The organism is Escherichia sp. E3659, from assembly GCF_005781135.1.
GTDB lineage: Bacteria > Pseudomonadota > Gammaproteobacteria > Enterobacterales > Enterobacteriaceae > Escherichia.
Genome location: NZ_VATQ01000014.1, coordinates 146834 through 163911, shown reverse-complemented (window position 1 = coordinate 163911; position 17078 = coordinate 146834). Strand labels below are relative to the sequence as shown.

Sequence of the window (17078 nt, the reverse complement as noted above, 5' to 3'; positions counted from 1 at the left end):
TCTAAATAAGACAAGGGTAATCACTCAACAACGATGCATACCTGATATTAATAATGGCAGGATTATTTCAAGTCGGGTAAGTCGTTGTATAAGCCCTGTTTAATTCCCGCTAATGGAATAAGGTTATTAACCGCAGCGGCATAATTCACTGCGGCGACCCAGCCATCATAATTGGCATTTATTTCAGCCGATTGCGCCTGAAAGACATCTTGCTCGACGGTTAATAGATCATTCAGGCTGCGTTTACCCAATTTATATTCATTTTGGTAGACATCTCGCGTTCTGTGCGCACTTTCAGATTGTGCTAACCCAGCCTCTTCACGACCCCGTGCACCAGTCCAGTTGGCATACGCCACCGACGCTCGTTGAAGCACGTCCAGTTTTGCCTGCTCAACCTGCGAGGCAGAGATTTTTTGTTGCCCTTCGGCCTGTTGCACCTGGGCTGAAACCGCGCCGCCCTGATACAGCGGCGCGTTGACGTTCAGTTGTAACTGATCATCCCAATACGAGCGGTCGCTGGTCTGGTAGCGCGTTTTGCCGCCCTGAATACTGAGCGTAGGCCAGTATTGCGATTTAGTTTTTTCCACGCCGTACTGGGCAGACTGGCGTAAGTTTTCAGCAGCCAGTACCAGAGGGATGGACTGATAGTCGATTTTTTTTAGCGACACTGGCTGTTCGGCTAATGCGGCTGGCGGCGAAGCTATCGCCTCCGGCTGTACGCCTGTGAGCACCGCCAGCTGTGCTTTGGCGCTTGTCATCTGTGCCTGATATTGTTCCAGCGTCGAGCGCATTCCCGCTATACGCGTTTGCGCCTGTAACTCATCGGATGATGAATTAAGCCCGGCGTTGGCGCGTAGTGCAGCCATGTTGTAGACGTTTTCCAGAGAGTGAATGTTACGTTGCGCTGCGTCGCACAAAGCCTGATAACGACTGACTTCCATATAAACAGTCGCTGTTTTTTCTGCGACATCGGTTAGGGTTGCCATCAATTTAAAGCGGTAGCTGTCACGAGCGGCAGTTTGCAGTTTGATATCGTTACTGGTTTTACCAAAGTCATACACCAGCTGCGTCAGGGTTATGCCATAAGAAACGTTGTTATCAAGCCTGCCGCTGGAGTCCGTTTGCCGGGAAGGCCCCGCATTACCCGTTAAACCGATGTGCGGATACCAGGCGCTTTTGGCTTCATCGATTTGCGCTTCACCAATACCTATCTGCGCCGCCTGTTGGGTGACGTCGGGGTTTCGCGCAAAGGCACGCAATATGCTTTCCTGTAACGATAAACTGGCAACCGGCGTGACCGCTGGGGCATTCGCCCATTGCGGTAATGGCGCAGCAAGCGCGTCTCCACCCATCACAATAAAACTGATTAAAAATATCAGACCTTTATTTTTACGGTTTTTTAATTGTAATCGCGCCATAGATAAGTCACTTCCTTCCAGGTCATTATTTTAACTGATCTTTATAACCAGCATCATTTTATTTAAGAAGGGTAATAACTTGTGCATCTCTTTTGTTTTTACTTCCCCCATTAAAAGAAATGCAGTGAAAAAGCTTATACGTTATTTATTAAGAATACACTACGACTTTTAGTTTACCATCATCCTCGTTAAGAATAATCCACGATAAGAAGTGATAGAAATCACAGTTTTATCGTCTATATATCTTTTTTGTGTGAATTATTTATTAAAGGCATAAGCAAGGGATTAAATTAAGGATAAAAAATAAAAGCGCAGTGCAGAAAGCACTGCGCACAAGAAGGTTTATACCGTTTTATTCCGTTTCATTACCATTGCCACAATAAGGCTTAGTAATAGTGCGCCTATAATCCACATCAGCGCACTGCTGCCCTGGGACCACAGGCTGTAAATAAAACCGATGATCACCAACAACATAACCAGCGTGCCAACGATGAGGATTGGCAACGAGGCGTGAATATCATGACGCAGGCGGATAGCGACCATAAACACCGCCAGGTAACAGATCAAAAAAGTGGCACTGGCAACGCTGGCGAGCGAGCCTAAATTCAACGCCGCCGTCATCAGCATGATCAACACCACCACGATGATGTTGCCCCATGTGCTCTGCCGCCACAGGGATTTATTCATTAACTTCGGCAGCTCATGCTCGCTGCCCATGTTGTCCATGATATTAAATACCGCGAACAGGTTAGCGTTAATGGCTGAAGCCGTCGCCAGTAAAGCGCCGATCACCACAATCACATACCCCACATGCCCGAGCAGCGGAGAAGCGGCCTGCGCTACCGCGGTATCGGCATATTTTTCTAACTCTAATGCCGAAACATCGCTAAGCAGTACCAGCGCTAGTGCGATGTAAAGCAGCGTAGTAACGCCAATCGCCACCAGAAACGCCCGTGGCATAATGACCGCCGGATCTTTTACTTTATCCGCCGCGTTCGCCATCATGCCAAAGCCCGCGTAGGCAAGGAAGGTAATCCCGATACAGGAGAAGAACGCGCCGGAAGTGGGGGGCGCGGAGACAGAAATGTGCGCAGGTTGTAGCGACCAGACACCCGCAATGATCAACAACAACAGGATCATCATTTTGATGCCAACGAGGATAACTTCCAGTCGGCCTACCGCGTGGTTGCTTAAAGAGTTGAAAAGCGTCATCAGCGCAATGATAGCCAGCGCGTACAGCAAAATAAGATGCTCATCCTGGCTGCCTTCATGCAGAAACTGCACGGCATAAGCACCAAATGCGCGGGCAACCATAGCAATACTCACCGCCAGCGTCATCAGGTAAAGCAAGGATAATGCCAGTGAAAAGACGCCGTTCCCTAATCCCCGGCGAAAGAAGTCAATAATCCCGCCATTACTGGGATAACTCGCCCCAAGCCGCGCATAGGCATAACCGGAAAACATCGCCACTATGCCGCCAAAGGCAAAAGCGACCCAGGTTGAGGCTTCCATTAACAACGCCGCCTGCCCCAGCAGGGCAAAGATCCCTGCCCCCACCATTGCCCCAATGCCAATGGAAACGACATTCCATAGCCCGAGGGGTTTGTTACCGTTATCACCTTCCGCGTTCATCATGATCAGCCCTTAAACACGTTATAGCCGAGTTGGTTAGCAACAGATGCCACCATTTTCTGACCCCGAACACTGTTACCGTCTTCATCCAGCGGCGGGGAGAACGCGGCAATCCCCATCACGCCAGGTACGACCGCCAGAATGCCGCCGCCAACGCCGCTTTTTCCTGGCAAACCCACGCGATACGCCCAGTCACCGGAGCGACCATACAGCCCTTCCATCATCATTTCTGCCAGAATGTATGGCACGTTGTCGGCCTGCAGAATGCGTTTTTGACTTAGCGGATTAACCCCGCCCGCCGCCAGCGTCGCGCCAAGCGTCGCCAGTTCCACGGTATTGATGAGCGTGGAACATTGGCGAGTGTAGACATCACAGGCTTCCATCGCATCGCAATAGAGATATCCGGCGGAGTACAGCAGCCAGGCAATAGCGCGGTTATGGAAGTTGGTTGTTTGTTCCGACTGGTTGACTTCGTCAGAGAGCGCGACTTGTTCTCCTGCAAGCTGTTGTTGAATATGTAAAATTCGCTGCCAGCGTTGTTCTGCATTCTCGGCTTTAATCAGACTGACAGCGGCGATAGCCCCCGCATTAACCAGCGGTGATAACGGTTTGCCACCATGAAGCTCTAAGGCAATGACCGAGTTAAAGGGAAGTCCGGTGGGATCTGCGCCAATTTTATCCTGTACTGCCTGCGGGCCGACATCTTCTAACGCGAGGGCTAACGTACAGACTTTGGAGATGGATTCCAGCGCAAAGCGGTAATCACTGTCACCGGCACTATAGATATTGCCATCGCAGGTTACGATAGCGACGCTCGCCAGTTGGCTGGGTACATTCGCCAGAAAGGGGATGTAGTCGGCGTTTTGTCCGCCGCTAAGTGAGTGAAATTGGGTGTACGCCTGATCCACTGCTTGTTGTAATTTGTTTGCATCTAACATCTTTTGTTAACTCCTTTTTATAGATGCGGGAGGTATTTCCTCACCCCGATGCCAGTTTTCAGGCATCCTGATTTAACTTAGCACCCGTACTTTAGATAAAGGAAAACAAAGAGATAAATGTCTAATTCTGATGCTAATTGCGCCAATTTTTTAATCTCTGCCGACTTTTCATTTCGCTGATAAATAATTTCTTGACCTTCCCCTTGCTGGAAGGTTTACCCTTTATCACAGTCAGTCAACACTGTCTTAAAGGAGTGAACTATGTCTCAAACTATCGACCTGACCCTGGACGGCCTGTCCTGCGGTCACTGCGTTAAACGCGTGAAAGAAAGTCTCGAACAGCGCCCGGATGTGGAACAAGCGGATGTGTCTGTCACTGAAGCGCACGTTACCGGGACTGCCAGTGCAGAACAGTTGATCGAAACCATCAAACAAGCGGGTTATGACGCATCTGTAAGCCACCCAAAGGCTAAACCGCTGGCGGAGTCATCAATCCCGTCGGAAGCACTGACAGCGGTTTCTGAGGCGCTTCCGGCAGCGACCGCCGTTGACGATGACAGCCAGCAATTGCTGCTGAGCGGCATGAGCTGCGCCAGCTGTGTCACCCGCGTACAAAATGCGCTGCAAAGCGTACCGGGCGTCACTCAGGCACGGGTAAACCTGGCGGAGCGTACTGCGCTGGTGATGGGCAGTGCCTCCCCACAAGATTTAGTGCAGGCGGTGGAAAAAGCGGGTTACGGCGCGGAAGCGATTGAAGATGACGCTAAACGCCGCGAGCGCCAGCAAGAAACCGCCGTCGCTACGATGAAGCGCTTCCGCTGGCAGGCAATTGTCGCACTTGCGGTGGGTATCCCGGTGATGGTCTGGGGGATGATCGGCGATAATATGATGGTCACCGCCGACAACCGCAGCCTGTGGTTAGTTATCGGCCTGATAACCCTGGCGGTGATGGTTTTCGCCGGCGGGCATTTTTACCGCAGCGCATGGAAAAGCCTGCGCAACGGTGCGGCGACGATGGATACGCTGGTGGCGCTGGGTACTGGCGTGGCGTGGCTCTATTCGATGAGCGTCAACCTGTGGCCGCAGTGGTTCCCGATGGAAGCGCGGCATCTTTATTACGAAGCCAGCGCGATGATTATCGGTCTGATCAATCTCGGCCATATGCTGGAAGTGCGCGCGCGTCAGCGTTCTTCTAAGGCACTGGAGAAATTACTCGATTTAACTCCGCCGACGGCGCGCCTGGTTACTGACGAAGGTGAAAAAAGCGTGCCTCTGGCAGAAGTGCAGCCAGGTATGTTGCTGCGCCTGACGACCGGCGATCGCGTGCCGGTAGATGGTGAAATTACACAAGGCGAAGCGTGGCTGGATGAAGCGATGCTGACGGGCGAACCAATCCCGCAGCAAAAAGGCGAAGGCGATAGCGTCCATGCCGGGACAGTGGTACAGGACGGCAGTGTGCTGTTTCGTGCCAGTGCGGTTGGCAGCCATACCACGCTATCAAGGATCATTCGCATGGTGCGTCGGGCCCAGAGCAGTAAACCGGAAATCGGCCAGCTGGCGGATAAAATCTCTGCCGTGTTTGTACCGGTGGTGGTGGTGATTGCGCTGGTCAGTGCGGCAATCTGGTATTTCTTTGGTCCGGCACCGCAGATTGTCTATACCCTGGTGATTGCCACCACGGTGCTGATTATCGCCTGTCCGTGTGCACTGGGGCTGGCGACGCCGATGTCGATTATTTCGGGCGTCGGGCGGGCGGCTGAGTTTGGTGTGCTGGTGCGGGACGCCGACGCGCTGCAACGCGCCAGTACGCTCGACACCGTGGTGTTCGATAAAACCGGGACGCTGACCGAAGGGAAGCCGCAGGTTGTCGCAGTAAAAACATTTGCTGATGTTGATGAAGCGCAAGCATTGCGTCTGGCGGCGGCGCTGGAGCAAGGTTCCAGCCACCCGCTGGCACGGGCGATCCTCGATAAAGCAGGTGATATGCAGCTGCCGCAGGTCAACGGTTTCCGCACATTGCGCGGGCTGGGCGTGAGCGGTGAAGCAGAAGGTCATGCGTTATTGCTGGGTAATCAGGCGTTGTTAAATGATCAGCAAGTCGATACTAAAGCGATTGAAGCCGATATTTCAGCTCAGGCATCGCAAGGCGCAACGCCTGTGCTGCTGGCGATTGACGGGGAAGCAGTAGCCCTGCTGGCTGTACGCGATCCGTTGCGTAGTGATAGCGTGGCGGCGCTGCAACGCCTGCATAAAGCGGGATATCGTCTGGTGATGTTGACCGGGGATAACCCAACCACCGCCAATGCGATCGCCAAAGAAGCAGGGATTGATGAGGTGATAGCCGGGGTGCTACCGGACGGTAAAGCCGAAGCGATCAAACGTCTGCAAAGTGAAGGACGTCAGGTGGCAATGGTGGGCGACGGCATTAACGACGCGCCAGCGCTGGCTCAGGCGGATGTCGGTATTGCGATGGGTGGCGGCAGTGATGTTGCCATTGAAACCGCGGCGATTACCCTGATGCGCCATAGCCTGATGGGTGTTGCAGATGCGCTCGCGATTTCCCGCGCAACGCTGCGCAATATGAAGCAGAACCTGCTCGGTGCGTTTATCTACAACAGCATTGGTATTCCGGTCGCCGCCGGTATTTTGTGGCCGTTCACTGGAACACTGCTTAACCCGGTGGTTGCCGGAGCGGCAATGGCGCTCTCGTCGATTACCGTAGTGAGTAACGCCAACCGGTTGCTGCGGTTTAAACCGAAGGAATAAGTACATCATTGCGGATGCGCTGCTTTAGGGCGGCGCATTTGGCATCGACGCATGACTGCCGGATGCGGCGTAAACGCCTTATCCGGCCTACGAGATGAAGCGATGTTTTGACCTTACGCGACCTTTTTTGCACGCTCTTCACGGCGTGCCAAATATTCGGTCGCAGTTTCAATCCGTCTCAACTCCATTTGCGCCATCCCTCCCCGCGCGCTAGCATGATATTTCACAAAGGGAGGTCGTATGGATCTGTTGTACCGGGTAAAAACGCTTTGGGCCGCGCTGCGCGGTAATCATTACTCCTGGCCTGCCATCGATATCACCCTCCCCGGCAATCGCCATTTTCATCTGATTGGCAGTATTCATATGGGGAGTCACGATATGGCTCCCCTGCCCACCCGTTTGCTCAAAAAGCTCAAAAACGCCGATGCGCTGATCGTCGAGGCGGATGTTTCCACCAGCGATACACCTTTTGCCAATTTGCCAGCCTGCGAGGCGCTGGAAGAGCGCATTAGCGAAGAACAATTGCAAAATCTGCAGCACATTAGCCAGGAGATGGGCATTTCTCCCTCACTGTTTTCTACCCAACCGTTGTGGCAAATCGCGATGGTTCTTCAGGCGACACAGGCGCAAAAACTGGGGCTGCGGGCAGAATACGGTATCGATTACCAGTTATTGCAGGCGGCGAAGCAACAACATAAACCTGTAATTGAACTGGAAGGAGCTGAAAAACAGATTGCCATGTTGCTCCAGCTTCCCGACAAAGGACTGGCGCTGCTGGACGATACGCTGACCCACTGGCATACCAATGCACGGTTGCTGCAACAAATGATGAGCTGGTGGCTGAATGCGCCGCCGCAAAATAATGAAATAACGCTGCCCAATACGTTCAGTCAGTCGCTGTACGATGTGCTGATGCACCAGAGAAATCTCGCCTGGCGGGATAAATTACGCGCCATGCCACCAGGGCGCTATGTGGTCGCGGTCGGTGCTTTACATCTGTATGGAGAAGGGAATTTGCCGCAAATGTTGCGCTAAAAAAATGGCCAATATCGCTATTGGCCCGTCAAAGAGGAATTTCATATTTTTATTATTATGCCGTCACTTTAAGCGACGGTGTAAGTCGATTGTCGCTCAATCTCACCATCCTGCCAATACTCTTAGGCAAGATGGCACTTTTTTTTGGACCACCATCAGGCGTATGCTTGCTTCGTTTTTTTGTTTAAGGCAGGAAAATTACGATGACACCGGCAGTTAAATTACTCGAAAAAAACAAAATTTCTTTTCAGGTTCATACCTACGAACACGATCCGGCAGAAACCAATTTTGGCGATGAAGTCGTCAAAAAATTAGGTTTGAATCCGGATCAGGTCTACAAAACGCTGCTGGTCGCAGTGAACGGCGATATGAAACATCTGGCAGTGGCCGTCACGCCAGTCGCCGGTCAATTGGATCTCAAAAAAGTAGCAAAGGCGCTGGGAGCCAAGAAAGTAGAGATGGCCGATCCGATGGTCGCGCAGCGTTCAACGGGATATCTGGTTGGGGGAATTAGCCCATTAGGGCAGAAAAAACGTCTGCCGACGATTATCGACGCCCCCGCACAAGAATTTGCCACTATTTATGTTTCCGGCGGTAAACGCGGGCTGGATATCGAACTGGCAGCAAGCGATCTGGCGAAGATCCTCGATGCCAAATTTGCCGATATCGCTCGCCGCGATTAAGCATTGTGCCGGATGTGAGCATCCGGCACTTTCAGATTACTGCCAGCTCACCTCACCTTTCGGCTCATAAGCATTCGCATCCAGCGGCGAGTTTTTCTGGATATACGCTTTCAGCACTTCGGCATCAATAAAGCCGGTATTCACATATCCCGGTTTGTTATCAAGGCGCGGGTAACCATCACCGCCAGTAGCATTAAAGTTTAATGTTGCCATGCGGTAGGTTTTTGCCGGATCGACCGGTTCGCCTTTAATTTTCAGGTCGTTGAGTTTGCCGTCTTTCGCCACAAAGCTGACGTTGGCAAATTGCGGGTAGGCACCGGAATCCGGCTTCATCTGCGCGACGGCAGTCAGGTAATCAATCGCCTCTTTACCGGTCATGTCGGCATACACCACCACATTACCGAACGGCTGCACCTTCAGCACGTTTTTATAGCTGATATTGCCTGCCTCGATAGAATCACGAATTCCGCCTCCGCTCATCACCGCAAAGTCGGCACCAGTACGATCCATTTGGGCTGCCAGAATCAACCGCCCCATATTGGTCTGTACAAAACGCACTTTGTCACGATCGCCTTCCAGACGACCATTGGTTTCGCCAATTTTCACTTCCAGCTGCGCTTTGCCTTTATTCTGGAACGGCGATAACAGCGAGATCATTTGCTGATTTTCGGCGATTTCCGGAGTGTACAGCACACGCTCGCTTTTCCCGTCTTCCCAGGTGACTTTTTTCTTCAGGTTCACCGGAATCAGCTGGTAGTTGACCATTTTCATTTCGCCGTTGCGAAACTCAAAGTCGGCCCGACCAACGTACTTGCCCCACTCATGCGCTTGTACAATCCAGATGCCGTTTTGTTGATCCGGTTTGCATGGCGTACCAGGAACGTAATCTACCTGCTTTTTATTTTCAGCTGCCATACAGACTGGATCTTGCGAATGTCCGCCGACAATCATCGCCAGCGATCCGGCTGGCAAACTGCGCGCCATCTCTACATCACCCGGCGCGTTAGAACCGTGCTCACCGTTGTCGTAATGCCCCATATGGGTCGCCGCGATAATAATGTCCGGCTTTTCTGTCTGTTGCAGCTCCTGGATCACCAGTTTGGCTTCGTCGGCAGGTTTACGGAATTCAATGTCGGTGAAGTTTTCTGGGTTACCTAATTTCGCTGTTTCATCAGTTGTTAAACCGATAACGGCGATTTTCAGATCCTGGCGCTTAAACAGCGCCCAGGGTTTAAACAGGCGCTCGCCGGTACTTTTTTGATAGATATTGGCAGAGAGCAACGGGAACTTTGCCCACTTTTCCTGCTGGCGTAATACGGTGAGCGGGTTATCAAATTCATGATTGCCAATCGCCATTGCATCATAGCCCACCAGATTCATGCCGCGAAAATCTGGCTCTGCGTCCTGCAAGTCAGACTCCGGCACACCGGTATTAATGTCGCCACCAGAAAGTAGCAGCACGCTCCCGCCTTCAGCGGCGACCTCTTTACGAATACCGTCCACCAGCGTTTTTTGTGCCGCCAGACCGTATTCGCCATATTCATTGCGCCAGAAATGACCGTGATGGTCGTTGGTATGCAGAACCGTAATTTTATAGGTTTTATCCTGCTCATAGGCCAACGCAGTTGCACTCGCCAGTGACAATGTGGTTAACAGTGCTAATGCCACACTCCGCTGCAATAATTTCATACTTCTCTCCCTGACCAGATAATAACGTGTTGAAAATTAGTATGACGCGACATCATAGACAAGTCTGCGTTCGGTTACGATAAATCTACATCCAGATTGGAAATTCTGTTTTCCACATTGAGACTTCCTTCAAAAGGCACGTGCAGGTATGTTAGTCAGGTAATAATCACAATTAAGATAAATTTTTACATCGCAACTCTAAAAAAGTGACTTTCCTATGGCAATGAGTGAACAATCCCAGCCTGTGGCGGGCGCGACTGCGTCGGCCACCAAGGCCCGAACTTCGTTTGGTATTTTAGGCGCTATCAGCCTCTCACATCTGCTGAACGACATGATCCAATCGCTGATTCTGGCGATTTATCCGCTATTACAGTCAGAGTTTTCCCTGACGTTTATGCAGATAGGGCTGATAACCCTCACCTTCCAGCTCGCCTCTTCGCTGCTGCAACCGGTCGTCGGCTACTGGACAGATAAATACCCAATGCCGTGGTCGTTGCCAATTGGCATGTGCTTTACCTTAAGCGGCCTGGTATTGCTGGCACTGGCGGGCAGTTTTGGCTCGGTGTTGCTGGCGGCGGCGCTGGTCGGTACCGGTTCGTCGGTCTTTCATCCAGAATCTTCCCGCGTGGCACGTATGGCGTCTGGCGGACGTCATGGTCTGGCGCAATCTATCTTCCAGGTCGGCGGTAACTTTGGCAGTTCGTTGGGGCCTTTGCTGGCGGCGGTGCTCATCGCCCCCTATGGCAAAGGCAACGTTGCATGGTTTGTACTGGCGGCACTGCTGGCAATCGTGGTGTTGGCGCAAATCAGCCGCTGGTACTCTGCGCAGCACCGAATGAGTAAAGGCAAGCCGAAAGCGCCAATAATCAATCCGCTGCCACGAAATAAGGTCGTTCTGGCTGTTTGCGTACTGTTAGTGCTGATTTTCTCGAAATATTTCTATATGGCGAGCATCAGCAGCTATTACACCTTTTATCTGATGGAAAAATTCGGATTATCCATCCAGAATGCCCAACTTCATCTGTTTGCCTTCTTATTTGCCGTTGCGGCGGGGACGGTGATTGGCGGGCCTGTTGGCGATAAGATTGGGCGAAAATATGTAATTTGGGGCTCTATCCTCGGCGTTGCGCCTTTTACGCTTATTTTACCGTACGCAAGCCTGCACTGGACGGGGGTTTTGACGGTGATTATTGGATTTATCCTCGCCTCGGCGTTTTCTGCCATTCTGGTTTATGCGCAAGAGCTGTTGCCGGGACGTATCGGCATGGTTTCCGGGCTCTTTTTCGGTTTTGCTTTTGGCATGGGGGGCCTTGGAGCCGCAGTTCTGGGGCTTATCGCCGACCATACCAGTATCGAGTTAGTTTATAAAATATGTGCTTTCCTGCCGCTTCTTGGAATGTTGACCATATTCTTACCTGATAATCGGCATAAATCCTGAATTCCCGGCAGCCAAAGGTAAACTTTGGCTGCTTCATTTTGCAGTAACCATAAGCCTTTCCTCTTCATACACCTCATCACTTTTCCGATCCGTGCCTTTTTTGCGGCTAATTCCATTTTTCTGCAAAATTCAACAATTATTCATAAACATCATCTATGAAATTGTCATAAACTATTACCTGTAATTTTGGTTTTCCCGGCCAAAAATGGATAACAACCACCAGGAAAAGGAGACGGAATGCATCACGCCACCCCGCTTATCACCACCATTGTTGGCGGCCTTGTGCTCGCCTTTATCCTCGGCATGCTGGCCAATAAACTGCGTATTTCTCCTCTGGTGGGATATCTGTTAGCGGGTGTGCTGGCAGGGCCGTTCACTCCAGGGTTTGTTGCCGATACAAAACTTGCGCCTGAACTGGCGGAACTGGGCGTTATTTTGCTGATGTTCGGCGTTGGCCTGCATTTTTCGCTCAAGGATTTGATGGCGGTAAAGTCCATCGCCATTCCCGGCGCGATCGCCCAGATAGCCGTGGCGACACTGTTGGGTATGGCGCTCTCCGCCGTGCTGGGCTGGTCGTTGATGACCGGTATCGTGTTCGGTTTGTGTCTTTCCACCGCCAGTACCGTGGTGTTACTGCGTGCACTTGAAGAACGGCAATTAATAGACAGCCAGCGAGGGCAAATCGCCATCGGCTGGCTGATTGTGGAAGACCTGGTGATGGTCCTGACGCTGGTGTTGCTGCCAGCGGTAGCCGGAATGCTGGAACAGGGCGATGTGGGCTTTGCGACGCTGGCGCTGGATATGAGTATCACCATCGGCAAAGTGGTCGCGTTTATCGCCATTATGATGTTGGTAGGTCGCCGTCTGGTGCCGTGGATTATGGCACGTAGCGCGGCAACGGGTTCGCGCGAGTTGTTTACCTTGTCGGTGCTGGCGCTGGCGTTAGGGATTGCTTTTGGCGCGGTGGAGCTGTTTGACGTCTCCTTTGCACTCGGCGCGTTCTTTGCCGGGATGGTGCTGAATGAGTCCGAACTTAGCCACCGTGCCGCCCACGATACACTGCCATTACGTGATGCGTTTGCAGTGTTGTTCTTCGTCTCTGTCGGGATGTTGTTTGATCCGTTAATCCTGATTCAGCAGCCGTTGGCGGTGCTGGCTACGCTGGCGATTATTCTGTTTGGTAAATCGGTCGCGGCGCTCTTCCTCGTCCGGTTGTTTGGTCACTCCCAGCGTACGGCGTTGACCATCGCCGCCAGCCTGGCGCAGATTGGTGAGTTCGCCTTTATTCTGGCAGGTCTGGGGATGGCGTTGAATCTGCTGCCGCAGGCGGGGCAAAACCTGGTGCTGGCGGGGGCGATTTTGTCGATTATGCTCAACCCGGTGCTGTTCGCGCTGCTGGAGAAATACCTGGCGAAAACCGAAACGCTGGAAGAGCAGACGCTGGAGGAAGCTATCGAAGAAGAGAAGCAGATTCCGGTTGATATCTGCAACCATGCGCTGCTGGTAGGTTATGGTCGTGTGGGCAGCCTGCTGGGGGAGAAATTGCTCGCGTCTGATATTCCTTTAGTGGTGATTGAGACGTCACGTACTCGCGTCGACGAACTGCGTGAGCGCGGAGTCCGGGCGGTATTAGGCAACGCGGCTAACGAAGAGATCATGCAACTGGCGCATCTGGAATGCGCAAAATGGCTGATCCTGACGATTCCCAACGGTTACGAAGCAGGCGAGATTGTGGCGTCAGCTCGCGCGAAAAACCCGGATATTGAGATTATCGCCCGCGCCCATTATGACGACGAGGTGGCATATATCACCGAACGTGGCGCGAATCAGGTGGTGATGGGCGAGCGTGAAATTGCCCGTACCATGCTGGAACTGCTGGAAACGCCACCGGCAGGTGAAGTGGTGACGGGGTAAACGGTGATTCCATTGCCGGATGCGATGCTGGCGCATCTTATCCGGCCTACAGGTGCCATCTTCCGAAGGTCGGATAAGGCGTTTACGCCGCATCCGACTGTCGTCAGTCCGATAACTTAACGATCCCAGTAAGATTCTTCCAGGCTGTCTTCACGCTCCGGCAGCCCGCGCGTTAAGCGTGGAGAATGCTGGTTCAGTACCTGATAGCTCACACGGTTGGCGTATTTACACACCTGCGCTAATGACGAATACGTCAGCCAGGTGAATTTATGCTTGCTGGAATTTGGTACGCTGCTACGGTGATAACTGTTAGCGGTAATGTCATGCAACAGCGCCGCCAGCGCCCCATCTCCGGCACCGTTAGTGTTCATGATTTTTTCTGGTCCGCCCATATACGGCGCAATGTGCGAATAGACGCGCAGCGGATTCTGGCAATCCTTGTGGCGCATGGCGCGGCTAAACTCATACTGGTTAAATTCCGCGATAGCGCCCGGCAGCAGCGGATGCTGGGTTTTGCGTTTCGCTTCGTCTTCAGTAAAGCCCGCCATATACAAACCGATTGGCCCGGCGGTGCACAGCACCAGATCCACCCAGTCCAGCGCCTTGTCAGACGCCAGCAGCGGATCGCTCTCTCCGGTCAACGCTTCGGCTTCTTCTTCGTTCATCGCAAGGATGGAAACGTGTTCTTTGAGGAATTGCTGCCACCACTGCGGATTCTCGGCGATGACAAATTTAGTCCCCAGCGTCAGCACCACCGGCACGTTATATTTCTTCGCGTACTCAATGGCTTTCATGGTCGCTTCTGGCATCGGTTCGCCCGGCTTGCAGCGCACCAGATATGAGGTGAGTACCAGCGCCGACGCTCCGGCAATCACATCTTCCGGAATGCTTTCTGCCCGTAGCTGGTTCATGTGGCCAGGGCTAATGGCAAAAGTGCGTTCGCCAGACTCGCCAATCAGCGTAAAACAGCGTCCAATTGGGCCGTCTACGCCTTGCAGATAGTTAAGATCGGTACGGCTGGAGGTATTACACAAATAACGATAGGCGTAGCTGCCAATTTCAATATTGCTGCACATCACGCCCAGTAGTACCGAGCGGTCATCCGCCAGTACCGAGTAGTTATGCATGGTGTTACCAATAGTGCCACCCGCAAACTGATGGGTAATCAGGTTTTTCTCTTTAAGTTCCTGATAGAGTGCTTCGGCAACGTCATCTTCAATCACCAGTGAATGCCCGGCACTTAATCCATAACGTTCAATGAACTCATCATCCACTTTCGCTTCTATATCAACCAGAGTCTGGTCGATACCCACCACCCAGGCGGCGCTGGTTTCGTTTTCTGGCTGGAACTGCTGAAGCAGCGGATCGCGTGCGTTTACGGGGAAGTAATGTTTGGATTTACGTTTACCGGGAAATTTCATGGTTGTTTTTACGGGTGGTTAACTGAGCGGCGAATGTTAACACAATCTCACGGGAACGCGCGAGATGCAGCCAGTTTCAATATCAGCAGGCGGGATCGCATTATCATGGCAGAGCTTCCTTACAATGGCGTAATTTGAAAGGAGTTTTTCTATGAAGATGGAAAACAAATTACCCGCACTGGAACTGATTTCTGCCGAAATGAGGGCCGTTGTTAATACACTTCAGCCTGATTTACCGCCCTGGCCCGCAGAAGGAACACTTGCCGAGCAGCGTCAGCATTACACGCTCGAGCGGCGATTCTGGAATGCTGGCGCTCCAGAAATGGAAACCAGGGATTACGCAGTTCCGACAAAATATGGACAGGTGGAGGCCCGCTTATTTTGTCCAAATTCAGATAGCCCAGCGACGCTATTTTATCTTCACGGCGGTGGTTTTATTCTCGGCAACCTCGATACCCACGATCGCATCATGCGACTTCTGGCAATCTACACTCAGTGTACGGTGATTGGCATTGATTACACCCTTTCACCTGAAGCGCGTTTTCCGCAGGCGATAGAGGAAATTGTGGCTGCCTGTTGTCACTTCCACCAGCAGGCGGGCGATTATCAAATCAATATGTCACGTATTGGCTTTGCCGGTGATTCCGCTGGCGCAATGCTGGCGCTAGCCAGCGCCTTGTGGCTGCGGGATAAACAGATCGATTGTGGTAAGGTTGTGGGCGTTTTGCTGTGGTATGGACTTTATGGGTTACGGGATTCCGTGACTCGTCGCCTGCTGGGCGGTGGCTGGGATGGCTTAACGCAACAGGATTTGCAGATGTATGAAGAGGCATATTTAGGCAGCGAAGCGGATCGTGAGTCGCCGTATTACTGCCTGTTTAATAATGATCTCACCCGAAATGTGCCGCCCTGTTATATCGCCGGAGCGGAGTTCGATCCGCTGCTGGATGACAGTCGCCTGCTTTACCAGACGTTAGCGGCACACCAGCAACCTTGTGAGTTCAAACTCTACTCCGGTACGCTGCACGCCTTTTTGCATTATTCACGAATGATGAAAACCGCCGACGATGCTCTACGCGACGGTGCTCGATTCTTTAGCGATAGGCTGCAACAAGATTAGCCATCATTTCGATATGTTCCGGTGTAGCATTAAGCGCCGGAATATATTCATATTTTTTCCCGCCAGCGCCGAGGAAGACTTCACGGTTTTGCTCGGCAATCTCTTCCAGCGTCTCCAGACAATCCGCAGCAAAGCCCGGGCACATCACCTGAATATGACCGACGCCTTTTTCTCCAAGCATTTTCAGCGTTTCGTCGGTATAAGGCATCAGCCAGGGTTCCCGACCAAAGCGCGACTGAAAGGTCATCATCACTTTTTCCGGTGCCATTCCCAGTGCGGAAGCCAGTTCACGAGTCGTTGTGCGGCAACGTTGCGGGTAATCATCACCTTCATCCGCGTAACGCTGGGGAATGCCATGATAAGAGAGCAGCAGCAGATCCGGCTCGCCATGTTTTTCGAAAGAGGCCCGCACGCTATTTGCCAGCGCATTAATGTAATCGTGGTTATCGGCGTAATCACGAATAAACGAAATCCCCGGAATGCTACGCTTGCGCGCGAGAATGCGTGCAAGTTCATCCCACACAGCGCCAACCGTAGAACAGGAGTATTGCGGATAGAGCGGCAGCACCACAATATGATCAACATGCTCTGCCAGTAGTTCATCGACGGCGCTTTCCAGTGATGGCGAGCCGTAGCTCATGCCCAGCGCCACTGGCGTATCCGGTAAACGTTGTGCCAACGCCTGCTGTTGCTGGCGGCTGTAAACCATCAGCGGCGAGCCGCCTTCCATCCAGACCGAGGCGTACAGCTTCGCCACGCGCGGCGAGCGCAGCGGCAAAATCACACCACGCAGCAACGGCCACCACAACAGCCGTGAGGTATCGACCACGCGTCTATCGCTTAAAAATTGTTTCAGATAGCGTTTTACCGCTTCAGGAGTGGGGGCATCGGGCGTCCCCAGGTTTGCCAGCAGGATACCAGTTTTAGTCTGACGCATTACCGCCTCTTATCGATTCAACTTGTTGATAATTGTAGCGGAAAAGTGAGGAAGAAGAACTAATTGCTGTGAGAGGTCTGGCCTGAG

12 protein-coding genes and 1 pseudogene are annotated in these 17078 nt (G+C 52.3%); 6 read left to right on the top strand and 7 right to left on the bottom strand.

Annotation, left to right across the window (positions count from 1 at the left end; translation table 11 throughout):
- Positions 1 to 62: 62 nt before the first annotated feature.
- The 3 genes from FEK47_RS12005 to glsA form a co-directional block, all read right to left on the bottom strand.
- The gene (locus FEK47_RS12005) at positions 63 to 1418 is read right to left on the bottom strand and encodes a TolC family outer membrane protein (RefSeq protein WP_138183195.1); all 1356 of its coding nucleotides are present in this window, start codon (positions 1416 to 1418) and stop codon (positions 63 to 65) included.
- 342 nt (positions 1419 to 1760) lie between these two features.
- A complete protein-coding gene (locus FEK47_RS12000) occupies positions 1761 to 3053 on the bottom strand; it encodes an APC family permease (protein WP_130223180.1) in 1293 nt (430 codons plus the stop codon).
- A 2-nt stretch (positions 3054 to 3055) separates the two neighbouring features.
- On the bottom strand, positions 3056 to 3988 hold the full coding sequence (gene glsA / locus FEK47_RS11995; RefSeq protein ID WP_130215511.1) for a glutaminase A: 933 nt from the start codon (positions 3986 to 3988) through the stop codon (positions 3056 to 3058).
- 261 nt (positions 3989 to 4249) lie between these two features.
- Here glsA and copA point away from each other — a divergent pair, with 261 nt between their 5' ends.
- Positions 4250 to 6754, top strand: a complete 2505-nt coding sequence (gene copA, locus FEK47_RS11990; RefSeq protein WP_135486566.1) for a copper-exporting P-type ATPase CopA — start codon at positions 4250 to 4252, stop codon at positions 6752 to 6754.
- Positions 6755 to 6867: 113 nt separating this feature from the next.
- On the opposite strand, the pseudogene FEK47_RS11985 reads toward copA, so the two are convergent.
- A pseudogene (locus FEK47_RS11985) lies at positions 6868 to 6945 on the bottom strand (addiction module antidote protein, HigA family); the annotation flags it as partial.
- Between the two features lie 49 nt (positions 6946 to 6994).
- On the opposite strand from FEK47_RS11985, the gene FEK47_RS11980 reads away from it, so the two are divergent.
- Both FEK47_RS11980 and ybaK read left to right on the top strand, forming a co-directional pair.
- Positions 6995 to 7789, top strand: a complete 795-nt coding sequence (locus FEK47_RS11980) for a TraB/GumN family protein (protein ID WP_135486567.1) — start codon at positions 6995 to 6997, stop codon at positions 7787 to 7789.
- Between the two features lie 203 nt (positions 7790 to 7992).
- The gene (gene ybaK, locus FEK47_RS11975; protein WP_130215505.1) at positions 7993 to 8472 is read left to right on the top strand and encodes a Cys-tRNA(Pro)/Cys-tRNA(Cys) deacylase YbaK; all 480 of its coding nucleotides are present in this window, start codon (positions 7993 to 7995) and stop codon (positions 8470 to 8472) included.
- A gap of 36 nt (positions 8473 to 8508) precedes the next feature.
- Here ybaK and ushA read toward each other — a convergent pair whose 3' ends face one another.
- Entirely contained in the window at positions 8509 to 10161 is a 1653-nt protein-coding gene (ushA, locus tag FEK47_RS11970) for a bifunctional UDP-sugar hydrolase/5'-nucleotidase (RefSeq protein WP_135486568.1), read from the bottom strand.
- 217 nt (positions 10162 to 10378) lie between these two features.
- Here ushA and fsr point away from each other — a divergent pair, with 217 nt between their 5' ends.
- Both fsr and ybaL read left to right on the top strand, forming a co-directional pair.
- Positions 10379 to 11599, top strand: coding sequence for a fosmidomycin MFS transporter (gene fsr, locus FEK47_RS11965; protein WP_130223189.1), 1221 nt, complete (start codon positions 10379 to 10381; stop codon positions 11597 to 11599).
- 237 nt (positions 11600 to 11836) lie between these two features.
- On the top strand, positions 11837 to 13513 hold the full coding sequence (gene ybaL, locus FEK47_RS11960) for a YbaL family putative K(+) efflux transporter (RefSeq protein ID WP_130215499.1): 1677 nt from the start codon (positions 11837 to 11839) through the stop codon (positions 13511 to 13513).
- A 116-nt stretch (positions 13514 to 13629) separates the two neighbouring features.
- Here the strand turns inward: ybaL and gsk are convergent, their stop codons facing one another.
- Positions 13630 to 14934, bottom strand: coding sequence for an inosine/guanosine kinase (gene gsk, locus FEK47_RS11955; protein WP_130215497.1), 1305 nt, complete (start codon positions 14932 to 14934; stop codon positions 13630 to 13632).
- Between the two features lie 151 nt (positions 14935 to 15085).
- Here gsk and aes point away from each other — a divergent pair, with 151 nt between their 5' ends.
- Positions 15086 to 16054 (top strand): acetyl esterase, encoded by a 969-nt coding sequence (gene aes / locus FEK47_RS11950; RefSeq protein ID WP_135486569.1) that lies wholly within the window; start codon positions 15086 to 15088, stop codon positions 16052 to 16054.
- Here the strand turns inward: aes and hemH are convergent.
- A complete protein-coding gene (gene hemH, locus FEK47_RS11945; protein WP_138183194.1) occupies positions 16029 to 16991 on the bottom strand; it encodes a ferrochelatase in 963 nt (320 codons plus the stop codon). The genes aes and hemH overlap by 26 nt on opposite strands.
- Between the last annotated feature and the right edge of the window lie 87 nt (positions 16992 to 17078).